General features: G+C 74.8%; 17 protein-coding genes. 9 read left to right on the forward strand and 8 right to left on the reverse strand.

What is annotated here, in order from left to right; all coding sequences use genetic code 11:
* Positions 1-78: 78 nt before the first annotated feature.
* The 3 genes from ABT095_RS36325 to ABT095_RS36335 form a co-directional block, all read right to left on the reverse strand.
* Positions 79-546 carry an HAD family hydrolase gene (locus ABT095_RS36325; RefSeq protein ID WP_350533879.1) on the reverse strand — a complete coding sequence of 156 codons (468 nt, stop codon included), beginning with the start codon at positions 544-546 and terminating at the stop codon, positions 79-81.
* 99 nt (positions 547-645) lie between these two features.
* Positions 646-1,209, reverse strand: coding sequence for an NUDIX hydrolase (locus ABT095_RS36330; RefSeq protein ID WP_350533880.1), 564 nt, complete (start codon positions 1,207-1,209; stop codon positions 646-648).
* A 189-nt stretch (positions 1,210-1,398) separates the two neighbouring features.
* Positions 1,399-2,481: a hypothetical protein gene (locus tag ABT095_RS36335; RefSeq protein ID WP_350533881.1), complete on the reverse strand. Its 1,083-nt coding sequence runs from the start codon at positions 2,479-2,481 to the stop codon at positions 1,399-1,401.
* A gap of 285 nt (positions 2,482-2,766) precedes the next feature.
* On the opposite strand from ABT095_RS36335, the gene ABT095_RS36340 reads away from it, so the two are divergent.
* Complete coding sequence (locus ABT095_RS36340) at positions 2,767-3,657, forward strand: polysaccharide deacetylase family protein (protein WP_350533882.1); 891 nt, start codon at positions 2,767-2,769, stop codon at positions 3,655-3,657.
* 28 nt (positions 3,658-3,685) lie between these two features.
* On the opposite strand, the gene ABT095_RS36345 is transcribed toward ABT095_RS36340, so the two are convergent.
* On the reverse strand, positions 3,686-4,138 hold the full coding sequence (locus ABT095_RS36345; RefSeq protein WP_350533883.1) for an SRPBCC family protein: 453 nt from the start codon (positions 4,136-4,138) through the stop codon (positions 3,686-3,688).
* Positions 4,139-4,362: 224 nt separating this feature from the next.
* Here ABT095_RS36345 and ABT095_RS36350 point away from each other — a divergent pair, with 224 nt between their 5' ends.
* Genes ABT095_RS36350 through ABT095_RS36365 form a run of 4 tightly spaced genes read left to right on the forward strand, consistent with a single transcriptional unit; the run spans position 4,363 to position 6,903 of the window.
* Positions 4,363-4,965, forward strand: coding sequence for a VOC family protein (locus ABT095_RS36350; protein WP_350533884.1), 603 nt, complete (start codon positions 4,363-4,365; stop codon positions 4,963-4,965).
* Between the two features lie 5 nt (positions 4,966-4,970).
* Positions 4,971-5,687, forward strand: a complete 717-nt coding sequence (locus ABT095_RS36355) for a helix-turn-helix transcriptional regulator (RefSeq protein ID WP_350533885.1) — start codon at positions 4,971-4,973, stop codon at positions 5,685-5,687.
* 11 nt (positions 5,688-5,698) lie between these two features.
* Positions 5,699-6,730 carry an alpha/beta fold hydrolase gene (locus tag ABT095_RS36360; protein WP_350533886.1) on the forward strand — a complete coding sequence of 344 codons (1,032 nt, stop codon included), beginning with the start codon at positions 5,699-5,701 and terminating at the stop codon, positions 6,728-6,730.
* Positions 6,727-6,903, forward strand: a complete 177-nt coding sequence (locus ABT095_RS36365) for a hypothetical protein (RefSeq protein ID WP_350533887.1) — start codon at positions 6,727-6,729, stop codon at positions 6,901-6,903. The genes ABT095_RS36360 and ABT095_RS36365 overlap by 4 nt, the downstream gene beginning before the upstream one ends.
* A gap of 6 nt (positions 6,904-6,909) precedes the next feature.
* Here ABT095_RS36365 and ABT095_RS36370 read toward each other — a convergent pair whose 3' ends face one another.
* Entirely contained in the window at positions 6,910-8,490 is a 1,581-nt protein-coding gene (locus tag ABT095_RS36370) for a DUF6351 family protein (RefSeq protein WP_350533888.1), read from the reverse strand.
* Positions 8,491-8,668: 178 nt separating this feature from the next.
* On the opposite strand from ABT095_RS36370, the gene ABT095_RS36375 reads away from it, so the two are divergent.
* Positions 8,669-9,523, forward strand: a complete 855-nt coding sequence (locus tag ABT095_RS36375) for an alpha/beta fold hydrolase (protein WP_502885131.1) — start codon at positions 8,669-8,671, stop codon at positions 9,521-9,523.
* 381 nt (positions 9,524-9,904) lie between these two features.
* Entirely contained in the window at positions 9,905-11,548 is a 1,644-nt protein-coding gene (locus tag ABT095_RS36380; protein WP_350533889.1) for an ABC-F family ATP-binding cassette domain-containing protein, read from the forward strand.
* A gap of 1 nt (position 11,549) precedes the next feature.
* Here the strand turns inward: ABT095_RS36380 and ABT095_RS36385 are convergent, their stop codons facing one another.
* Together ABT095_RS36385 and ABT095_RS36390 are read right to left on the reverse strand one after the other, a co-directional pair.
* Complete coding sequence (locus ABT095_RS36385; RefSeq protein ID WP_350533890.1) at positions 11,550-14,336, reverse strand: AAA family ATPase; 2,787 nt, start codon at positions 14,334-14,336, stop codon at positions 11,550-11,552.
* Between the two features lie 65 nt (positions 14,337-14,401).
* Positions 14,402-15,580 (reverse strand): FUSC family protein, encoded by a 1,179-nt coding sequence (locus ABT095_RS36390; RefSeq protein ID WP_350533901.1) that lies wholly within the window; start codon positions 15,578-15,580, stop codon positions 14,402-14,404.
* A gap of 144 nt (positions 15,581-15,724) precedes the next feature.
* Between ABT095_RS36390 and ABT095_RS36395 the strand changes: the two genes are divergently transcribed.
* Positions 15,725-16,084: a PRC-barrel domain-containing protein gene (locus tag ABT095_RS36395; protein WP_350533891.1), complete on the forward strand. Its 360-nt coding sequence runs from the start codon at positions 15,725-15,727 to the stop codon at positions 16,082-16,084.
* Between the two features lie 128 nt (positions 16,085-16,212).
* Here ABT095_RS36395 and ABT095_RS36400 read toward each other — a convergent pair whose 3' ends face one another.
* Positions 16,213-16,773 (reverse strand): SUKH-4 family immunity protein, encoded by a 561-nt coding sequence (locus tag ABT095_RS36400; RefSeq protein WP_350533892.1) that lies wholly within the window; start codon positions 16,771-16,773, stop codon positions 16,213-16,215.
* A gap of 195 nt (positions 16,774-16,968) precedes the next feature.
* Between ABT095_RS36400 and ABT095_RS36405 the strand changes: the two genes are divergently transcribed.
* Positions 16,969-18,186: a hypothetical protein gene (locus tag ABT095_RS36405; protein ID WP_350533893.1), complete on the forward strand. Its 1,218-nt coding sequence runs from the start codon at positions 16,969-16,971 to the stop codon at positions 18,184-18,186.
* Positions 18,187-18,323 lie beyond the last annotated feature (137 nt).

The following is an 18,323-nucleotide window of genomic DNA, read 5'->3' on the forward strand; positions in this document are numbered from 1 at the left end:
CACCAACGCGGTCCTGGAACTCGGTGACCGGCTGCTGTGCCAGGGCGTCCAGCGGGTGGTGATGGAGGCCACCGGAAGCTACTGGAAGCCGTTCTCGGGCACGATGTGGATGCCGCGGAAGTGGTGCGCGAGGGCCGAGGCGTCCACCTTCCGCTGCTGCTCCGCCAAGTCCCCCTTGGTGAGCAGCAGCAGCTCGTGGCTCCCGGCGAGCGCCGCCAGGGTCTCGGCCACGCCGTCGATCAGCTCGACCTCACGGATCGTCAGCGGCGTGAGCAGCTCCTCGATCGTGGCGGCGTCCTGCTCGTCGGCCGCCCGGCCGGTCAGCTGCTCCAGGCAGTCCCGCAGGCTCTGCCGGAACACTTCGGCGCCGTACCCGAGCGTGACCGCGTTCTCCGCCTCGATCCGGTCGAGCAGGCCCCGGGTGCTCTCCCGCTCCCCGGGCGCCGAGTACCGGTCGAGGAAGCCGTCGATGACCCGCTCGAAGAGCACGTTGTTCTCCCACAACGTGTCGTCGGCGTCGAACACGAGCGTCTGGCCCTTGAGCACCGCTGATCCCCCTGGAACAGAATCGGATGTACACGCACACAACGCCCCGAGGGTACCGGCGTGCTGCTCCCGCTCCCACCGGTTTTCGTCCGGGCCGCCTCAGACGGAGTCCAGCAGCCGCCCTGCCCGGCCCAGCGTCTCGCGCAGGTTCTCCTCGCTGGTCCGCTCGCGGGCCTGCGCCACGGTGAGCCACTCCAGCGGCGCGTCCGGCTTCTCCGGCCGTGCCTCGTCCGGGGTCCCGGTGGCCAGCAGGAACCGCAGGTCGGCGTGCTCGTGCGCCGCCTCGCGCGGCGAGGCCGGCACCGGGACGACGGCCAAGTGGACGAGCGCGGCGTCCGGCCACGGCACCAGGTCGGTCAGCCCGGTCTCCTCCCGGCCCTCCCGCAGGGCGATCTCCAGCGGCAGCGTCTCGCCCGGGTCGCCGTGCCCGCCGACCTGCAGCCAGGCCTGCTGGCGGACGTGCCAACGCAGCAGCACCCGCCGCGACTTGGGGTGGACGATCAGCGCGGAGGCCGTGAAGTGCAGCGGGGTGGCCCGGCTCCACTCCCCCGGCGAGCCGACCAGGCCCATGATCCGCTCGTGGTCCGCCGCCTCGGCCGCCCCCTGCGGCCGGTAGCGGCCCAACAGCTCGGCCAGCCCGGGGCCCTGCGTCCCGCTCGTCATCTCGGCCGCTCCTCACTCCGTCAAGTCGGCCCTGCCGGCGGCTTGTTGCCGGCCCGTTCGGCCACGATGCGGGCAGCCTATCCGGCACCGGCCGGAGCGCTCGAGGAAATAACGGAGGCCCCCGGGCAGGCCGCTTGGGCTCACCCGGGGGCTTCCCGGCCGGTCACGGGCGACCGGCGGCCGTCCGGATCAGGGGACGATCGGGTGCGAGATCTCGCAGCCGCCCGCGCCGCCGTTGTAGTCGTTCGCCCAGGTGCCCTGCATGGCGAAGGAGCCGGTCGCGAAGGTGACGTTCTGCGAGCCGCCGACGCCGCCGGTGCCCTTCCAGGCGCACTTGTCGGCGTTCTCCTGGCCGCTGGAGTCGGTCCAACCACCGGCCGGGTTCTGGTCGGTGACGGTCTCGGCGTACTCGTGGCCGTAGACCATGGTCACGCCGTCCAGGGTGCCCGCGCTGCCCGCGTTGACGTAGTTCTGGCCGCAGGAGGTGCCCATGTCGGTCACGTACGGGTCGTTGGTGAACGCCACGTCGCCGTACGGGGAGGCGGCCGCGCCGCCGGACAGGGTGGTGTCGCCGTTCCAGTCGTGCCAGGCGCAGAACTGGCCGGTGGAGGTGTTGAAGCCGTCCGGGTGGGTGCCGGTCGGCGACATGATCACGTACTGCACGTTGCGGTTCGCCGCGGCGGTGGTGTTGCCGAAGTGGCCGGCCGCCTTGACGGCCTCGGTGGCCAGCTGGTTGCCGGTCGCCTGGCTCGGCGCGGCGGCCGAGTTGTCCAGCCAGACACCGGCCAGCGCGCCGCCGGTCGGGTAGCCCACGTGCGCGGCGGTCGACGGGCAGCTGGTCGCACCGGTCGCGACGCCCTGGCAGTACTGGGTCATGACGCCGGACCAGGTCTCGCCGTTGGTGCCCAGGCCCTTGAACAGCTGCTGCGCGCGGACGGCGATGCCCTGCGGGTCACCCGACAGGGTGGTGTAGCCGTTCGCGTCGGTGCCCTGGGTGCCCCACTGGGAGCCCAGGAAGACCAGGTAGACCTTCTCGGGGCCGGTGGTGACGCCGATGCCGTCGACGTTGCCGCCGAACTTCAGGTTGCTGGTGCGGTGCACCGCGTTGTTGGTGACGCCCTTGGCCATCACGACGCCGTGCCGGTACGGGTGGGACTGGCCGGCGAACTCGTCACCGGGCTGGTTCGCCGAAGCCGGGGTGACGGCGAAGGCGGCACCAGCGAGCGCCAGCGCGGCAACGGCCGTCAGCGCCTTGGTGGGGGAAGTGCCCATGGGGGAGCCTCTCGTGGGGTGTGAGGGGCAGGCAGGTCCGCCGGAATTCGCCGACCGGCCCCGCCTGGCAGCCGGAAGCAAATCAGAGCCGGTGAACAGGAGTCAACGATTCGCGCTCACCGGAAAATTCGCGGAGCCTTAACAGAAATTGAACGCACAGGTCAGGGCCGGTCAATGCGCGTAGCGGGAATTCTATAAACAGTAAGCAGATCCGGTTCACAACAATCCGGCATTAGCATGCGGTGGAGTTGCGGTCCATAGCATTCCGTCGGTTCATAGAGAGTTATGAGGAACGAACCGAATCACCGTCAGCTGAGCCGTCGCACCCTGCTCGCGACGGCCGCCACCGCCCTGGCGGGCTGCCGGAGCCCGGCCGCAGCCCAGCCGTCGCCCTCCCCCACCCCTTCGCCCTCGCCCGACCGTTCTCCCGCCCCTACCCCTTCACCCTCGCCGTCCACCGGTTCGGCACTACCCACCCGCCCGGAGGTCATCGCCCGGCACAGCGGCGCGGCGCCGACCCAGTGGGGCCTCGACGTCACCGGCGTGATCACCCGGCTGCCCGAGGGCTCGACCGCGACCGCCCTCACCTTCGACGCCTGCGGGGGGCCCGGCGGCAGCGGCTACGACGCCGACCTGGTCGCGCTGCTGCGCACCCAGGCCGTACCGGCCACGCTCTTCCTCAACGCCCGCTGGATCGACGCCAATCCGACCGTCTTCGCCGAGCTCGCCGCCGACCCGCTCTTCGAGATCGGCAACCACGGCACCTCCCACCGCCCACTCTCCGTCACCGGCCGCTCCGCCTACGGCATCACCGGCACCCACGACCTCGGCGAGGTCTACGACGAGGTCGCCGGCAACACCCGGAAGCTGACCGCCCTGCTCGGCCACCCCCCGCGCTTCTTCCGCTCCGGCACCGCCCACTACGACGACATCGCCACCCAGGTCGTCACCGATCTGGGCGAACGCGTGGCCGGCTTCACCGTCAACGCCGACGCCGGAGCCACCCTCACCGCCCCCCAGGTCCACCGGCAACTCACCACCACTCCGCCCGGCACCATCGTCATCGCCCACCTCAACCACCCCGCCGGCGGCACCGCGCCCGGCTTCGCCACCGCCCTCCCAGCCCTCCTCGCCACCGGCCGCCACTTCGTCCGCCTCTCCGAAGCCCTCCCCTGACCCTCGACCGATGACCCTCGACCGAGCGTCATCGGACCGCCCGGCTGCGGGCCTCCACCGTCCTGACCGTCTGCTTGAGGGCCTTGGCCAGGACGCCCCGGCCGAGGGTGGCGAGGAGGAGGCCGGTGAATCGGCCCTTGAGGTTCCTGCCTTCGCGGATGACCACGACGTCCAGGCGGGTGGTGCCGTCGGGGAGGCGGGTGAAGGTGTAGGTGTGGCCCGAGGCGCCGCCCCAGAGGTTGGAGTCGACGGTGGTCATCACCACGCGGGCCGGGTCGGACCAGTCGTAGCGCAGGCGCTCCCACACGCCGCCGGAGCCCTCGGTGACCTCGGCGTGGTCGGGGCCGGCCGTGTGGACCTTCAGGTACTCCTCGGCGCTGTTCGGGAACAGCTCCCGGCGGCCCGGGCCGAAGTCGGTGAGGCAGGCCAGGAACTGCTCGGGGGTGGCGGTGGTGTGCTCGGTGAAGCGGATGGTCGCCATGGTGGTCTCCCTGCTCGTCGGTGGCCGGTCCGCTGACCGGCCGGGCCCCAGACTCCCCGTCGGCGGCACCCCGTCGAGCCAGGGTCGGACCCTGGTCACCCCTGGCCAGTACCCGGGCCCGGGGTGACCAGGGTCCGACCCTGGCTCGACGGGCCCGTGCTCCCGGGATCGTGATCGGTGGCCGCCGAGGGGGCGGCCGCTGAGGGCGAAGGAGCCGGCGCAAGATGGAGTTCAAGATCGAGGTCGTGGTGGTCCCGGTGTCGGACGTGGACCGGGCCAAGGAGTTCTACACCCGGATCGGCTTCCGCGAGGACGTCGACTTCGCCGGGCCGAGCGGCTTCCGGGTGGTGCACCTGACCCCGCCCGGCTCGGCCGTCTCGCTCGTCATCGGCAGCGGCGTGACCGACGCCGCGCCGGGTTCCGAGCGGGGTGTGCACCTGGTCGTGGACGACATCCTGGCGGCCCGCGCCGAACTGACGGCCGCCGGGGCCGAGGTGAGCGAGGTCTTCCACGACGCCGGCGGGGTCTTCCACCACGCGGGCACCACCGCCCGGGTGCCCGGCCCGCACCCCACCCGGCAGTCGTACGGCTCGTTCGCGTCCTTCGCCGACCCGGACGGCAACACCTTCGTCCTGCAGGAGGTGACCGCCCGGCGGCCGGGCCGGATCAGCCACGCGGTCTACCGCTCGGCCGAGGAGCTCGAGCAGGCGCTGCGCGACGCGGCCCGGGCCCACCACACGTACGAGGTCGAACTCGGCCGCCCCGACCCGGACTGGCCCCTCTGGTACGCCGCCCACATGGCCCGCGCGGCCGGGCTCGGCAGCTGACGGCGGTGGGCACCACGGCAACCGCCGAACGTGCGGAGCTCGCGGCCTTCGTCACGGCCGCCACCGGCGGGTCGCTCGTACTCAGGGGCGAGACCGGGAGCGCGCTGCTGGCCCGGGCCGCCGCCGGGGCGGAGCAGCAGGGCCGGCTCGTCCTGCGGGCCACCGGCGTCGAGGCGGAGTCCGCGCTCCCGTACGCCGGGCTGCACCAGCTCCTCCACCCCCTGCTCACGGAGGCCGCGCAGCCGGGCGACGAGCACCGGGCCGCCCTCGGCGCCGTGTTCGCCGCGGCGCCGGGCGAACCGCCGTCGGTCCTGGCGATCGGCGTCGCGGTGCTCGGCCTGCTGACCCGGGCGGCCGCCGGGCGCCCGCTGCTGCTCGCCGTGGACGACGGGCAGTGGCTGGACGACGCCAGCGCCGAGGTCTGCGGTTTCGTGGGGCGGCGGCTGGCGGGCGGCCGGGTGCAACTGCTGATCGCGGTCCGCCCCGACCCGCCCGGGCCCCGTGCCACGGGGCCCGGCCGCACCTCCCTGACCTGCCAGGAGCACCGCATCGCCGACCTGGCCGCGAGCGGCCTGACGAACAGGCAGATCGGCGAGCGGATGCACCTCTCGCCCCGCACCGTCGGCTCGCACCTGTACCGCGTCTTCCCCAAGCTCGGCATCACCACCCGGGCCGCCCTGCGCGACGCCCTCGGCCGAGCCGAACAGCTCTCACCCCGATGAAGGGAACAGACATGATCGACCGACGCACCTTCACCACCGCACTCGCGCTCGGCGCGGCAGCCGCACCGCTGGCCCCGGCGGCCGCCGCGCCGCTGACCCCGGCCGCCGCCGCCCCCGCCCGTCCGGCCGGCCCGCGCACCGGCTTCGCCGCCCTCGAGCAGATCCGGGCCGGCCTGCTCGACATCGGCTACGCCGAGGCCGGGCCGGCGCACGGGCCGGTGGTCGTCTGCCTGCACGGCTGGCCCTACGACATCCACAGCTTCGTGGACGTGGCGCCGCTGCTCGCGGACGCCGGGTACCGGGTGATCGTGCCGTACCTGCGCGGTCACGGCACCACCGCCTTCCGGTCCCCGGCCACCGTCCGCAACGCCCAGCAGTCCGCGATCGCGCTCGACGTCCTGGCGCTGATGGACGCCCTGAAGATCCACCGGGCCGTGCTGGCCGGCTTCGACTGGGGCGCGCGGACGGCCGGCATTCTCGCGGCGCTGTGGCCGGAGCGGGTCAAGGCCCTGGTGTCGGTCGGCGGTTACCTGATCACCGACGTGGCCGCGCAGCGGAACCCGCTGCCGCCGAAGGCCGAGCACACCTGGTGGTACCAGTACTACTTCGCCACCGACCGTGGGCGGGCAGCCCTGGAGAACAGGCAGTACCGCCACGATCTGGCCCGGCTCGTCTGGGCGGAGGTCTCGCCGACCTGGCGGTTCGACGACGCCACCTTCGCGCGGACCGCCGCCGCCTTCGACAACCCCGACTACGCCGCCGTCGTCGTCCACAACTACCGCTGGCGCCTCGGCCTGGCCGACGGCGAGCGCCGCTACGACCGCTACGAACAGCTCCTGGCGGACCGCCCGCCCGTCACCGTGCCGACCGTCACCCTGGACCCGGCCCTGGACCCCTTCCTCTCCGCCACCGACGGCGCGGCGTACCGGAAGTACTTCACCGGCCCGTACGAGCACCGCCTGCTGCCCGGCGTCGGCCACAACGCGCCCCAGGAGGCGCCGACTGCCTTCGCCCAGGCCGTCGTCGACGCGGACGGGCGGTGACCGACGAGGAGGCGGCGCGGATCCGCAGCGCCCGCTACGGCGCACTCCCGCCCCGGGTCGCCGTCGAGGACCTGGTCCCGACCCGAGCGGCACTGACAGACCGTCAGGTCACCTACGACTCCGACGGCCAGGCGGTCAGATTCGCCTGCCTGGCCGCCGACTTGGGCCTCTGACGGAGGTCAGCCGGACACACAGCGGAAGGCGTCGCCGCGGCCCGGGTAGCGGGAGACCATCGGATACCGGCACAGGTCGCGGGCGACGGCCCGGCCGGTGGCGGTGGTCAGGGTGGCGTGCAGCACCGCGGGCGCCCTGCCCTGCTCGACCCAGGCGGTCAGGGCCGCCAGGTCGTCGACCCCGCCGCCGTTCAGGCCGCAGTGCGAGGCACCCGGCGCGAGGAACAGCCGGTAGAACTCGTCCACCTTCTTCGCGCCGCCCAACTCCCGCTCCACGCGTCGACGGTAGTCGACCGTACCGGCCGTGGGGATGAGCTGGTCGGCGTCCCCGTGCCAGGTGAGCAGCTTGCCGCCGGCGTCGCGGAAGGCGGTGAGGTCCGGGTCCCGGGTGCCGATCACCGGATCGTACTCGGCGCGGGCCCGCCGGAAGATCTCCTCGAACTGCGCGGTGCTCAAGTGCGCGGTGTCGAAGGCTGGTTGCTTCTCCACGAAGGTGGCGACCCAGGCAGCCGGGACGAAGAACGGCGCACCCGTGGTGCCGCCTCGCCCGTCCGGCTTGCTGGCGGCCAGGTAGCGGAAGTCCGCGCCGACCGGCAGTCCGTACCAGAGCCGCCGGCCGTCGGCCCCGCGCGGGCCGTCCCAGATCCGGCGGACCACCTCGGCGTCCGCCGCCGTGACGGTGAGCTGCCTGCCCTCGCACTCGATCCGGGTGCCGATCAGGCGGCGCGGGTCGAACTCGCACCGCCCCGGGTCGCTCACCAGGCCGTCGGCGAGGCCGTCGAGCCGGTCGCAGGCCTTGAGCGCGGCCTGGTTGAAGGCGTCGAACTCGCAGGCCGTCGGGTAGGTGTGCGCCTCGTTCATCACCACCTGCGGCCACAGGGTGGCGACCTCGAACTGGTTCCAATTGATGGCCGGTGCAGCCGCGTTGATGCCGTTGAAGTCGGCCGGGTACCGCTGCGCCTCCAGATAGCCCTGGCGGCCGCCGGTGGAGCAGCCGTTCCAGTACGAGTAGGCGGCGGCCCGGCCGTAGGCCTCGGCCACCACCTCCTTGCCGACCAGCGCCAGCTCGTGCGCGGAGCGGGCGGCGAAGTTGTCGAGCAGCGCCGTGTTCACCCTCCCGGCCGGGTCCAGCGCCCAGCCGGTCTCCAGCGCTCCGCCGACCCCGGCGTCGGTGGTGGCGGCCGCGTAGCCCTGCTTGACCGCCCCGGCCAGCCCGGCGCCGCTGTCCCCGGCGGCGTAGGCGACCCCGCCGACCGCCTGGAAGCGCCCGTTCCAACCTGCCTGCGGCAGCCAGACGTTGACCTTGGCGTGGTCGTCGGCGCCGGGGTGGGTCAGCGTGACCGTCACCTCGCAGTGCGCCGGCACGTCCGGCACCGGGAACCCGCCGAGCGGCGGCGCCCCGGGCACCTGGAAGGCACCGGCCGGGACGTCGGCCACGCGCACCGACTCGACCACCGTGCCGGGCGGGGCGGTTGGCGTGACCGATGCGCAGGCGTACGGCGCCGGGGCGGCAGCCGAAGCGCCGGCCGGCAGGCAGACGGCGGCCAGCGGGGCACAGGCGGCGACGGCCAGGAACCGTCGTTTCATGGTCTCTCTCCTCGGATTCGGGGGCAGCACCCCCAGCCTGGCCACCGACCCCGCCCCGGCACATCGGTCGTCCGACGGCACCCCGACTGCAGTCGGACGACCGATGTGCCGGGGCCGGCCGAGGCCGAGAGTGGAGAGCACCGATCCCACCGACCGCACCCTCTGGAGCGTGATCCCCGTGTTCAGCCTCGCGAACGGCCGCAAGCGCCGGTACGTCGCCGGTACGGCCGCCCTGGCCGCCGCCCTCGGCGCGTTCGCACTCACCGGCAGCGCGGACGCCGCGAGCCCGGCGGCTGCCTCAGCGGCCGTGCCCGACCGCGCCCCGAAACCCACCGTCGTGCTGGAGCACGGCGCGTTCGCCGACGGCTCCAGCTGGGCGGGCGTCATCGCCGAACTGCGGCGCGGCGGCTACCCCGTGGTGGCCGCCGCCGATCCGCTGCGCGGCCCGGCCTCCGACGCCGCCGCGCTGCGCAGCGTGATCGACCACCTCAAGGGGCCGGTGGTCCTGGTCGGCCACTCCTACGGCGGCTCGGTGATCAGCGAGGCGGCGGTCGGCGAGCCGAGGGTCCGGGCCCTGGTCTACGTCGCCGCGTTCCTGCCCGCCCCGGGCGAGTCGGCGCTGCAGCTGACGGAGCGGTTCCCCGGCTCCACGCTGCCCGCCGCGCTGGACCAGGTGCCGTTCACCAACCCCGACGGCAGCACCGGCACGGACCTCTACATCCGACAGGACAAGTTCCGGGCCCAGTTCGCCGCCGACGTGCCGGCCGACCGGGCCGCGTCGGCGGCCGCCGCCCAGCGCCCGATCGCGCAGGCGGCCCTCACCGAGCGGGCCACGGCGGCCGCCTGGCAGACCGTCCCCAGCTGGGACATCGTCACCACCGAGGACCGCAACATCCCGGCCGCCGCCCAGCGCTTCATGGCCGCCCGCGCCCACGCCCGCACCACCGAGGTGGCCGCCTCCCACTCGGTCGCGCTCTCCCACCCCGCCCTGGTGGCCGCCGTCATCGACCAGGCCGCCCGCGCCACCCGCTGAGCACCTCCCGCCGCTGAGCACCTCGCACCCGCTGACCATCCCCACCCGCCGGGAGGGCGACCCCCGCGCCCTCCCGGCCCACTCCGCGCCAGGAGCCCCATGGAGCCCACGACCTGACAAATGACGTGACCACCACCTGCGCGCCTGCTAACGTGCGATTTGCCCCGATGAAGGAGTCCGACATGCTGAGCGACGACGACATCTCGCACTGAGCGAGCTCTGTCCCGGCCCCGAGCGCGTTCCGATCGAAGGTCCACCGCCGACGATCCGCTGCCCGGCGCCGCCTCCGTCCTCCCCTGTCACATTCACCCGCGCTCACCCATGCCAGGACGCACTTCCGTCACGCATGCCGCCGCGCGGGCCTCTCCCTAGGGCACCGTCATGTCACAGTCCCCCCTGGTCGTCTCCGACCTCACCTTCTCCTGGCCGGACGACACCCCGGTCTTCTCCGGCCTCAGCTTCAGCCTCGACAGCGGGCGGGTCGGCCTGGTCGCCCCGAACGGCGCCGGCAAGTCCACCCTGCTCCGGCTGATCTCCGGCCTGCTCACCCCGGCCGCCGGTTCGGTCTCGGTGGCGGGCGTGCTCGGCCACCTGCCGCAGGACTTGCCGCTGACGGCCGAGCGCACGGTCGCCGAGGTGCTCGGCGTGGCCGAGGTCGTCGCGGCGCTGGACGCGATCGAGTCCGGCGACACCGCCGAGCACCACTTCACCACCGTCGGCGACGACTGGGACGTGGAGGACAGGGCGCGGGTCGAGCTCGACCGCCTCGGCCTCGGCGAAGTCGGCCTGCGGGACCGGCTCGACCGGCTGAGCGGCGGCCAGGCCATCGGTCTCGGCCTGGCCGGGGTGCTGCTCAAACGCCCCGACGTCCTGCTGCTCGACGAGCCGACCAACAACCTCGACGCCACCGCGCGGGCCCGCCTGCACGAGCTGCTCGACGGCTTCCGGGGCTGCGTGCTGGTGGTCAGCCACGACCGCGAGCTGCTCGACCGGATGGACCGGATCGCCGAGCTCGACCGTGGCGAACTCCGGCTCTTCGGCGGCAACTTCAGCGCGTACCAGGAGGCCGTCGCCACCGAGCGGTCGGCCGCCGAGCGCACCCTGCGCAGCGCCGAGCTGCTGGTCAAGCGCGAGAAGCGCGAGATGCAGCAGGCCCGCGAGCGGGCCGAGCGCCGGGCCGGCACGGCCCAGCGGGGCCTCAAGGACGCCGGCCTGGCCCGGATCGTCGCGGGCGGCCTGAAGCGCTCCGCCGAGAAGAGCGCCGGCACCGCCCGGGCGGTGCACGCCGCCCGGGTCGGTGATGCGCAGGAGCGGGCCGCCGAGGCGGCGCGCGCCGTACGGGCCGAGCAGAGCATCGCGCTGGAGCTCCCGGACACCCGGGTGCCGGCCGGGCGCACCCTGTTCGAGGGCGAGCGGCTGCGCAAACGCCTCGGGGAGCGCGAGGTCCTCGCGGGCGTCGACCTGGCCGTCCGGGGGCCCGAGCGCATCGCGCTGTCGGGCGCGAACGGGGCCGGCAAGTCGACCCTGCTGCGGCTGGTCCAGGGCGGGCTCGCCCCCGATTCGGGGGCCGTCCGCCGGGCGGAGGGCCGGGTCGCGTACCTGTCCCAGCGCCTCGACCTGCTGGACGAGGCCCGCACCGTCGCGGAGAACCTCGCGGCCTTCGCGCCCTCCCTGCCGGACGCCCGGCGGCTGAACATCCTGGCCCGGTTCCTGTTCCGCGGCGCGCGGATCCACCTGCCGGTGCGTGCGCTCTCCGGCGGCGAGCGGCTCCGGGCCACCCTGGCCTGCGTGCTGTACGCCGAGCCGGCGCCGCACCTGCTGCTGCTCGACGAGCCGACCAACAACCTGGACCTGACCAGCATCGAGCAGCTGGAGCAGGCGCTCAACGCCTATCAGGGGGCATTCCTGGTGATCAGCCACGACACCCGGTTCCTGGAGGCGATCAAGGTCGAGCGGCACCTGGAGCTCGCCGGAGGAAGGCTCGCCGAGGGGAGGCTCACCGACCGGTCCGGCCAGAAGAGCTGACTCACCGCCCGGCCAGTGCGGCCTCGATCTCGCGCCGGGAGGAGACGCCGAGCTTGGCGAAGACCTTGCGCAGGTGCCACTCCACCGTGCGGGGGCTGAGGAACAGCTGCGCGCCGATCTCGGCGTTCGGGTGCCCGGTGGCGGCCAGCCGGGCGATCTGCGCCTCCTGCGGGGTCAGCACCGGCTCGCCGACGCTGCGCCGGCGGACGGTCTCGCCGGTGGCGAGCAGCTCGCGCCGGGCCCGCTCGGCGAAGGCCTCCAGGCCCATCGCGGCCGCCGCCTCGTGTGCGGCGCGCAGCTCGGTGCGGGCCTGGGCCCGCCGGTTCTGGCGGCGCAGCCACTCGCCGAGCAGCAGCCTGGCCCGGGCCTCGAGCACGCCGAGCCCGCCCTGGCCGAACCGGTCGAGGGCCGCGCGGTAGTGGTCCTCGGCCCGCTCCGGTGCGCCGGTCAGCGCGTCGGCCACCGCCAGCGCGCCGAGCGCCCAGGGCGTCCCCGCCCCGGCCCACTGCGCCAGCCGCTCGCGGGCCCGGGCCGCCAGGGCGGGCTCACCGGCCCTGGCGGCGGCCTCGACCAGTTCGCTGCTCGCCCACCCGTGCAGGCCGAGGTCGCGGTGCTCGACACCCTGCCGGGCCGCCGCCACGGCGAGTGGGTAGTTGCCCAGGCCGTTGTGCAACACGGCCCGCGCGCAGGCCGCCGCCGCGGTGAGCCGGCCGAGGCCGTACTGCTCGCCCTCGCGTTCCGCCGCCTCGATCAGCTCCAGGGCCGGCCGCTCCTGCCCCCGGTACGCGCCGAGCAGCGCGGTCGCGGCCAGCCGGGCCGCCGCCCCGGCGGCCTCCTCGACGGCCGTGCCCTCCGCCAGCTGGTCCCAGGCCTCCGTGAGGCGGCCGGCGTGGGCCAGCGCGACGGCCCGCAGCGGCAGCGCGGTCGGCAGGACGGACAGCGTGCCGGTGGCCCGGGCGGAGCCGACCGCCCGTTCGGTGACCTCCAGCCAGCTCCGCAGGTCGCCCAGCTCCGCGGCGGCGTCCACGGCCGGCCGGAGCAGGGCCAGGCCTGCCTCCGCCACCTCGCCCGCCTTCCGCGCCTTCCCCGCCTCCGCCTTCCCCGCCTCCGCCTTCCCCGCCACTGCTACCTCCGCCTCGACGACGGAGCCGAGCGCCGCCGCCAGCAGCGGGGCTGCGGTGGCGGGGCCCGCGGTGGTCCAGGTGGCCAGCGCGCGCAGGAACAGGCCCGCCGGCTCCTCCCCCGGTGGCAGCGCACCGGCCGCCTCGGCCGCCCACCGCAGTCCGTCCGCCCCGTGCCGGCCGGCCCAGACGGCCGCGCCGAACGCCGCCAGGCAGGTCTCCCGCGCGGCGGCCGGGTCGAGGTCGCGGAACCGCTCGGCGGCCTCGAGCAGCGGCCGCACCGCGCCGAGCCCGGCGGTGGTCATGGCCGCGGCTTTCGCCCGCAGCCGACCCGCCTCGGCCTGCCGCACCGGGTCGAGCGGTCCCAGCTCGGCGGCGGCCAGCAGGTCGGGCGCCGGGGCCGGAACGCCCGCGGCCAGGTACGCGGCGGCGGCGGCCAGCGAGCGCCGGGCCCGCCCCTTCGGGTCGGGGCTCAGCGCCGCGGCGCGCTCCAGGACGGCGGCGGCCGCCGCCCGGCCGCCGCGGGCCAGGGCCCGGTCCGCTGAGCGCTCCAGGGCGACGGCCGCCGGCTCGTCCGGCCCGAGGGCGGCGTGGGCCCGGTGCCAGGCCTGCCGGTCGGGGTCGCGCCCGGCGTCGGTGGCCTCGGCCAGCGCCCCGTGCGCCGCCCGCAGCCCGGCGGCGTCCGCCCCGCGCCAGACGGCCGAACGCACCAGCGGGTGCCGGAACCGCACCGAGGCGCCCAGCGAGATCAGCTCCGCCGCCTCGGCCGGGGCGGCGGCCTCCGGGCCGATGCCCAGCAGGCGCAGCGCCTGCCACAGCAGCGGCCCGTCGCCGACCGGTTCGACGGCCGCGACCAGCAGCAGCGCGCGGGTGTCGGACGGCAGCGCGTCCACCCGCCGCCGGAAGCCCTCCTCCACTCGGGTCTCCAGCGGTCCGGCGCCCACACCGCCGAAGCCGAACGCCAGCTCGGCCGCCGACCGGCCCCGGGGCAGCTCGAGCAGCGCGAGCGGGTTCCCGCCGGTCTCGGCGACGATCCGGTCCCGGACCAGGGCGTCCACCGGCCCCGGCAGCACCCGCTCCAGCAGGGCCCGGGCGTCGGCCTCGGCCAGCCCGCCCAGCCGCAGCTCCGGCAGCCCGGCCAGCTCCTCCACCGGCGCCACGCCGGTCCGCTCGGCGAACACCAGCGCCACCGACTCGGCGTCCAGCCGCCGCCCGACGAAGGCCAGGATCCGCCGCGACATCAGGTCCAGCCACTGCGCGTCGTCCACCAGGCACACCAGCGGCGCCTCGGCGGCGGCCTCCGCGAACAGTCCGAGCACCGCCAGCCCCACCAGCAGCAGCTCCGGCGGCGGCCCCGCGCTCAGCCCGAACGCCACCCGCAGCGCCTCCTGCTGCACCGGCGGCAGCGCCGCCAGGTGCTCCAGCAGCGGAGCGCACAGCCGCTGCAGCGCCGCGTACGCGAACTCGGCCTCCGCCTCGGCCCCGGCCGCCCGTACGGTCCGCCCCGGCCCCTGCGCCGCCCGTACGGCCAGCCGGTCGAGCAGCACCGACTTGCCGACCCCCGCCTCCCCGGACACCACCAGCACCCGGCTGCGCCCGTCCCGCACCTCCCGCAGCAGGCGGTCCAGCTCCGCCAACTCCCGGCCACGCCCGAGCACCTGCGTCATGTCCCCTCCGGCCCGTCCTGCTCCCGGTGGAGCCGGTCCATCCTACGAACCCGGCTGATCCGGCGTCAGGCGGCCGCCTTGCGCCCACGGGCGAAGCGTGGGAGGCGCCTCAGCCGGGTGGCGGAGGCCCGGTCCAGCTCCTCCATCAGGCGGCGCGAGCGGTGGTCCAGGTCGAGCTCGTCCAGGATGCGGTCGACCTCGGCGAGCAGCGAGCCGTGCAGCTGCCAGGCCTCGGGGTGTTCCTGGACCTTGCGCAGCAGCAGCTGGGCGACGTTGTCGCGGACGGCCCAGGCGGCGGTGAGCTCGGCGGCCAGCCGCGCCTCGGCCTCCGCCGCGTTCCGGCTGACCTGGGTGGACACCAGGACGGCGAAGCTGACCAGGGCGCCCCCGAGGTGGGCCAGCAGGTCCTCCAGCTCCACGGTCACGTCCGGCGGGAAGAGCCCCTCCTCCGGCTCGCGCCGCTTGGCCAGGTCGGTCAGGGAACGCGCCAGCACCCGGATCACCACCACGCAGATCTCCAGCGTGTCCAGCCCGGTCCGCAGCACCAGCCGGGAGAGCAGGCCCTCACTGATCCGCGGGTTCAGCCGCAGGCTGTCCTCGGCCTGGCGCAGCGCGGCGTCCACGTCGGCGATCGCCTGGTCCAGCCGGCGGGCCTCGTGCAGCCGCTCGGCGGCCCGCTCGACCCGGGTCGGCCCGCCGAGCTCCTCCCCGATCCGCACCAGCAGGTGCCGGGCCCGCCGGGCGAGGTCCTCGACGGCCTCACCCGCCGTGTCCACCCACACCGGTGGCGCGAACACCAGGTTGAACAGCAGGCCGACGCCGGCTCCGACCAGGGTCTCCAGCACCCGGTCCCAGGCCTGCGAGGCCAGTCTGGTCACTCCGAGCACCAGCATCGCGCTGATCGCGACCTCGTTGACGAACTCGTCGACCCGCACGAAACGCCCCACGGTCAGCGAGGCGAGGATGATCAGCCCGAGGCTCCACCAGCTCAGGCCCGTCACCGCGCTGAACCCGATCGCGATCAGCACCCCGGCCACCACCGAGTTCACCCGGCGGATCCCGGTGGTCAGGGTGGAGTACAGGGTGACCTGGACGACGAGCAGCGCGGTGAGCGGCGCCGTCAGCGGCGCCGGTTCGCTGCTCACCCGCAGTGCCACCACGTAGGCGAGCGTGGCCGCCGCCGTCGCGCGCAGGGTCAGCACCGTCGCGGGCGCCCGCAGCCCACGCCGGACGGCTTCGGCCATGCCCTGGGTGAATGCCGGCACTCCTGCCTCCTTCCCCCCGGCCGCCCCTCGGACACCAGGCCGGGCCGGCCCGGCCTGCATGAAGCCGTCCAGGCGGGGCAGCCGACCTCACGAACGAAGACCGCCCACGACCGAGGAGAGCGCATGACCGGCAACGAGATCTGGAGCTACCGCCCGAGCACCGGCCACGTCCCCGGCACCGACCTGATCGGCTTCCAGGTCGAGGCCGCCGATGGCCACATCGGCAAGATCGACAAGCAGTCCGAGGAGGTCCGCGGCGCCTACCTGGTGGTCGACACCGGCCCGTGGACCTTCGGCAAGTTCGTCCTGCTCCCGGCCCGCACCGTCGTCCGGGTCGACCACGACGAGCAGAAGGTCCACGTCGACCGCTCCAAGGACGAGATCAAGGACGGCCCCGAGCTCCGGTCCGGCCCCGAGGTGGCCGCCGCCTACCGCGACCGCTTCAACCTCTCCTACGGCCCGTTCTACGGCCCCTTCGTGTGACCGTCGTGCCGGTGGAGATCGGCGTCCCGAGCACGACGGCACGGACGGCGCCTCCCTCGGCCCCGTACAGCCCCTGCTCGCCGAACTGTGCCCGGAGCCGGGCCTGATGGTCGTCGGTCACCTCTCACTCACATCATGGGGTAGGAGTCGAGGTACGTCCCCCAGAACTGCGCCCCGCTCTCGAAGGGAAGCGCGTCCCAGGCGGTGATGTCCCCGCGGATGGTCTCCCCGATGTCGGCCCAGTCGTACGGCGTGGGACGCTCCCCCGGCTCCGGCCGCTCCGCCTCGAACATGTAGACGAGATAGGCCAGGGAGGACAGGTCCCGGTTGACCAGCTCGAACTCGATCTCCGAATCCGGATCGGACACCCAGATGGTGCCGTCATCGAGCCTGACCAGGACATCCGCCTGATACAACTCCCCCAAGGGCTGGAGCCTCCCGTGCGGCGTGTCGACCGGTTCGAGCTCGACCTCCCGGGCGAACGCCTCCGCCGGGACCGCCGGGTCCTGCCGGGCGATGCCCTCCGCGATCCGGAACAGCCCGCGCGCATGAGGGACTCCGTACTCGACGGCGAACCGCACGTCCTCCGGGTCGGGCCAGATGCGCGCGGCGACGTCCGCCCGGAACCTGAGCAGCCCTCCCGGCGGCAGGTCGCTCGCGATCCCCGGCCAGTCCGCTGTCACCAGCACCCGTCACTCCTCCTGTCCCAGTCCGTCGAACCGACCCTCCCACAACTTATGTAACAATCTGACCGCCCATCACTCGATGTGCGGGTACAGGTTGTCGCCGGCCGGTAGGGGGAACCGGCGGGGCCGCTTGCGGCGACGGAGCTGAGGGGGGACCGGGAATGCCCGTACCGGAGGTGCGCGACGCTGGGGGCTCCGTTGCCCCGTAAGCCTCGGCCCCTGGACCCGGACGAGGGCCCGCTGCAGTCCTTCGCCTACGAGCTGAGATGCCTGCGGCAGGCAGCCGGGAACCCGACCTACCGGGCCCTGGCGACGACGGCGGGCTTCAGCGCCACGACGCTGAGCGATGCCGCCGGCGGCGTCCGCCGCCCCACGCTGGAGGTGACGCTGGCGTACGTCGGTGCCTGCCGTGGCAACGCCGAGAGCTGGGAGAAGCGCTGGTACGCGCTGGAGCGCCGACTCGCCGCGGAAGCCGGGGCCCGGGTTCGGCCGACTGCCGACCAGACCCCGCCGGCCGTCACGGCGGTGCTCGAGCCGGCCCAGCCGCAGGACTGCGCGCCGACCGTGGTGAGCCCGCCCGGGGACGACGGCACCGAGCCGCGTGCGCCGCGCCGGCACCGCTGGCCGGCCCGGACCTGGCTGCCCGCCCTGGGTGTCGCCCTGATGCTCGTACTGACCAGCCTTCTCGTGGTCCTGCGGCCGGGGAGCGACGCGGACACCCTCGCCGCCTCGGGCTGCCCGGCCCGCCCGGCCGAGGGGGCGGCCTTCCAGGGCACGACCTACACCGGGAGCACCCGGGTCCGCAGCGGCGCCAGCCGCAGCACCCCGGTGATCGACCAGATCCCGGCCGGCTGCCGGGTCCAGTTCGTCGGCTACTGCATCGGCGACGTCGAGATGGATCCGACGTCCGGGACTCCCGACGTGCGCTGGTTCAAGCTCAGCGGCGGCGGGCTGGTCGCCTCGGCGGTGGTGCACGGCAACCCGCCGACCGGGCTGCCGCCGCAGCACTGCGCCGACGAGCTGCCGGCCCCCTCCTCGATCTCCCTGGCCGCCACCCGGCGGCCCGGCGATCCCGAGGCCGCCGAACTGCGCGCCACCGGGTCCTACCTCGGCGTGGTGGGCTTCGCCGGCTACTTCTCCGACACCGGCCAGACGGTACCGGTGCCGCGCTGGCACCAGCTCGGCCTGGTCGGCGTCGGCGCCGACGGGTTCGTGCTGCCCTGGCGGATCCCGAAGCCGACGGCCGATCAGGGCCCGCTCCAGCTGGTCGCCGCCGCCTGCCTCGGCGGCGACGGCCCCACCGGCGTGATGGACGCACTGACCCTGCCGCCCGCCGCCCCGGCGCAGCCGCTCTCCCTGAGCGGCCTCGACCGCACGGCGGCCGTCCGCGCCGCCTGCCGCTACCCGGCCACCTAGGGCCTGTACGGCGGGTGGGACGGAAAAGTTACCGCCTCCGCCAAGACTGTCCAGCACGGCGCGACCGGGTGCCCGGGGGTTGCACCCGGCCGCGCCATGCCCTGTCCTGCCCGTCTCCCCAACGAGCACGGTGCCTC

Origin of the sequence: Kitasatospora sp. NPDC002227 (assembly GCF_040296285.1) — a bacterium.
Lineage (GTDB): Bacteria > Actinomycetota > Actinomycetes > Streptomycetales > Streptomycetaceae > Kitasatospora.

What these genes read in the sequence shown, in the direction of transcription:
- ABT095_RS36380 (WP_350533889.1), top strand. Translation starts at nt 9,905, where the DNA reads ATGTCACAGTCCCCCCTGGTCGTCTCCGACCTCACCTTCTCCTGGCCG.
- ABT095_RS36385 (WP_350533890.1), bottom strand. Translation starts at nt 14,336, where the DNA reads ATGACGCAGGTGCTCGGGCGTGGCCGGGAGTTGGCGGAGCTGGACCGC.
- ABT095_RS36330 (WP_350533880.1), bottom strand. Translation starts at nt 1,209, where the DNA reads ATGACGAGCGGGACGCAGGGCCCCGGGCTGGCCGAGCTGTTGGGCCGC.
- ABT095_RS36345 (WP_350533883.1), bottom strand. Translation starts at nt 4,138, where the DNA reads ATGGCGACCATCCGCTTCACCGAGCACACCACCGCCACCCCCGAGCAG.
- ABT095_RS36350 (WP_350533884.1), top strand. Translation starts at nt 4,363, where the DNA reads ATGGAGTTCAAGATCGAGGTCGTGGTGGTCCCGGTGTCGGACGTGGAC.
- ABT095_RS36340 (WP_350533882.1), top strand. Translation starts at nt 2,767, where the DNA reads ATGAGGAACGAACCGAATCACCGTCAGCTGAGCCGTCGCACCCTGCTC.
- ABT095_RS36370 (WP_350533888.1), bottom strand. Translation starts at nt 8,490, where the DNA reads ATGAAACGACGGTTCCTGGCCGTCGCCGCCTGTGCCCCGCTGGCCGCC.
- ABT095_RS36395 (WP_350533891.1), top strand. Translation starts at nt 15,725, where the DNA reads ATGACCGGCAACGAGATCTGGAGCTACCGCCCGAGCACCGGCCACGTC.
- ABT095_RS36335 (WP_350533881.1), bottom strand. Translation starts at nt 2,481, where the DNA reads ATGGGCACTTCCCCCACCAAGGCGCTGACGGCCGTTGCCGCGCTGGCG.
- ABT095_RS36360 (WP_350533886.1), top strand. Translation starts at nt 5,699, where the DNA reads ATGATCGACCGACGCACCTTCACCACCGCACTCGCGCTCGGCGCGGCA.
- ABT095_RS36390 (WP_350533901.1), bottom strand. Translation starts at nt 15,580, where the DNA reads ATGGCCGAAGCCGTCCGGCGTGGGCTGCGGGCGCCCGCGACGGTGCTG.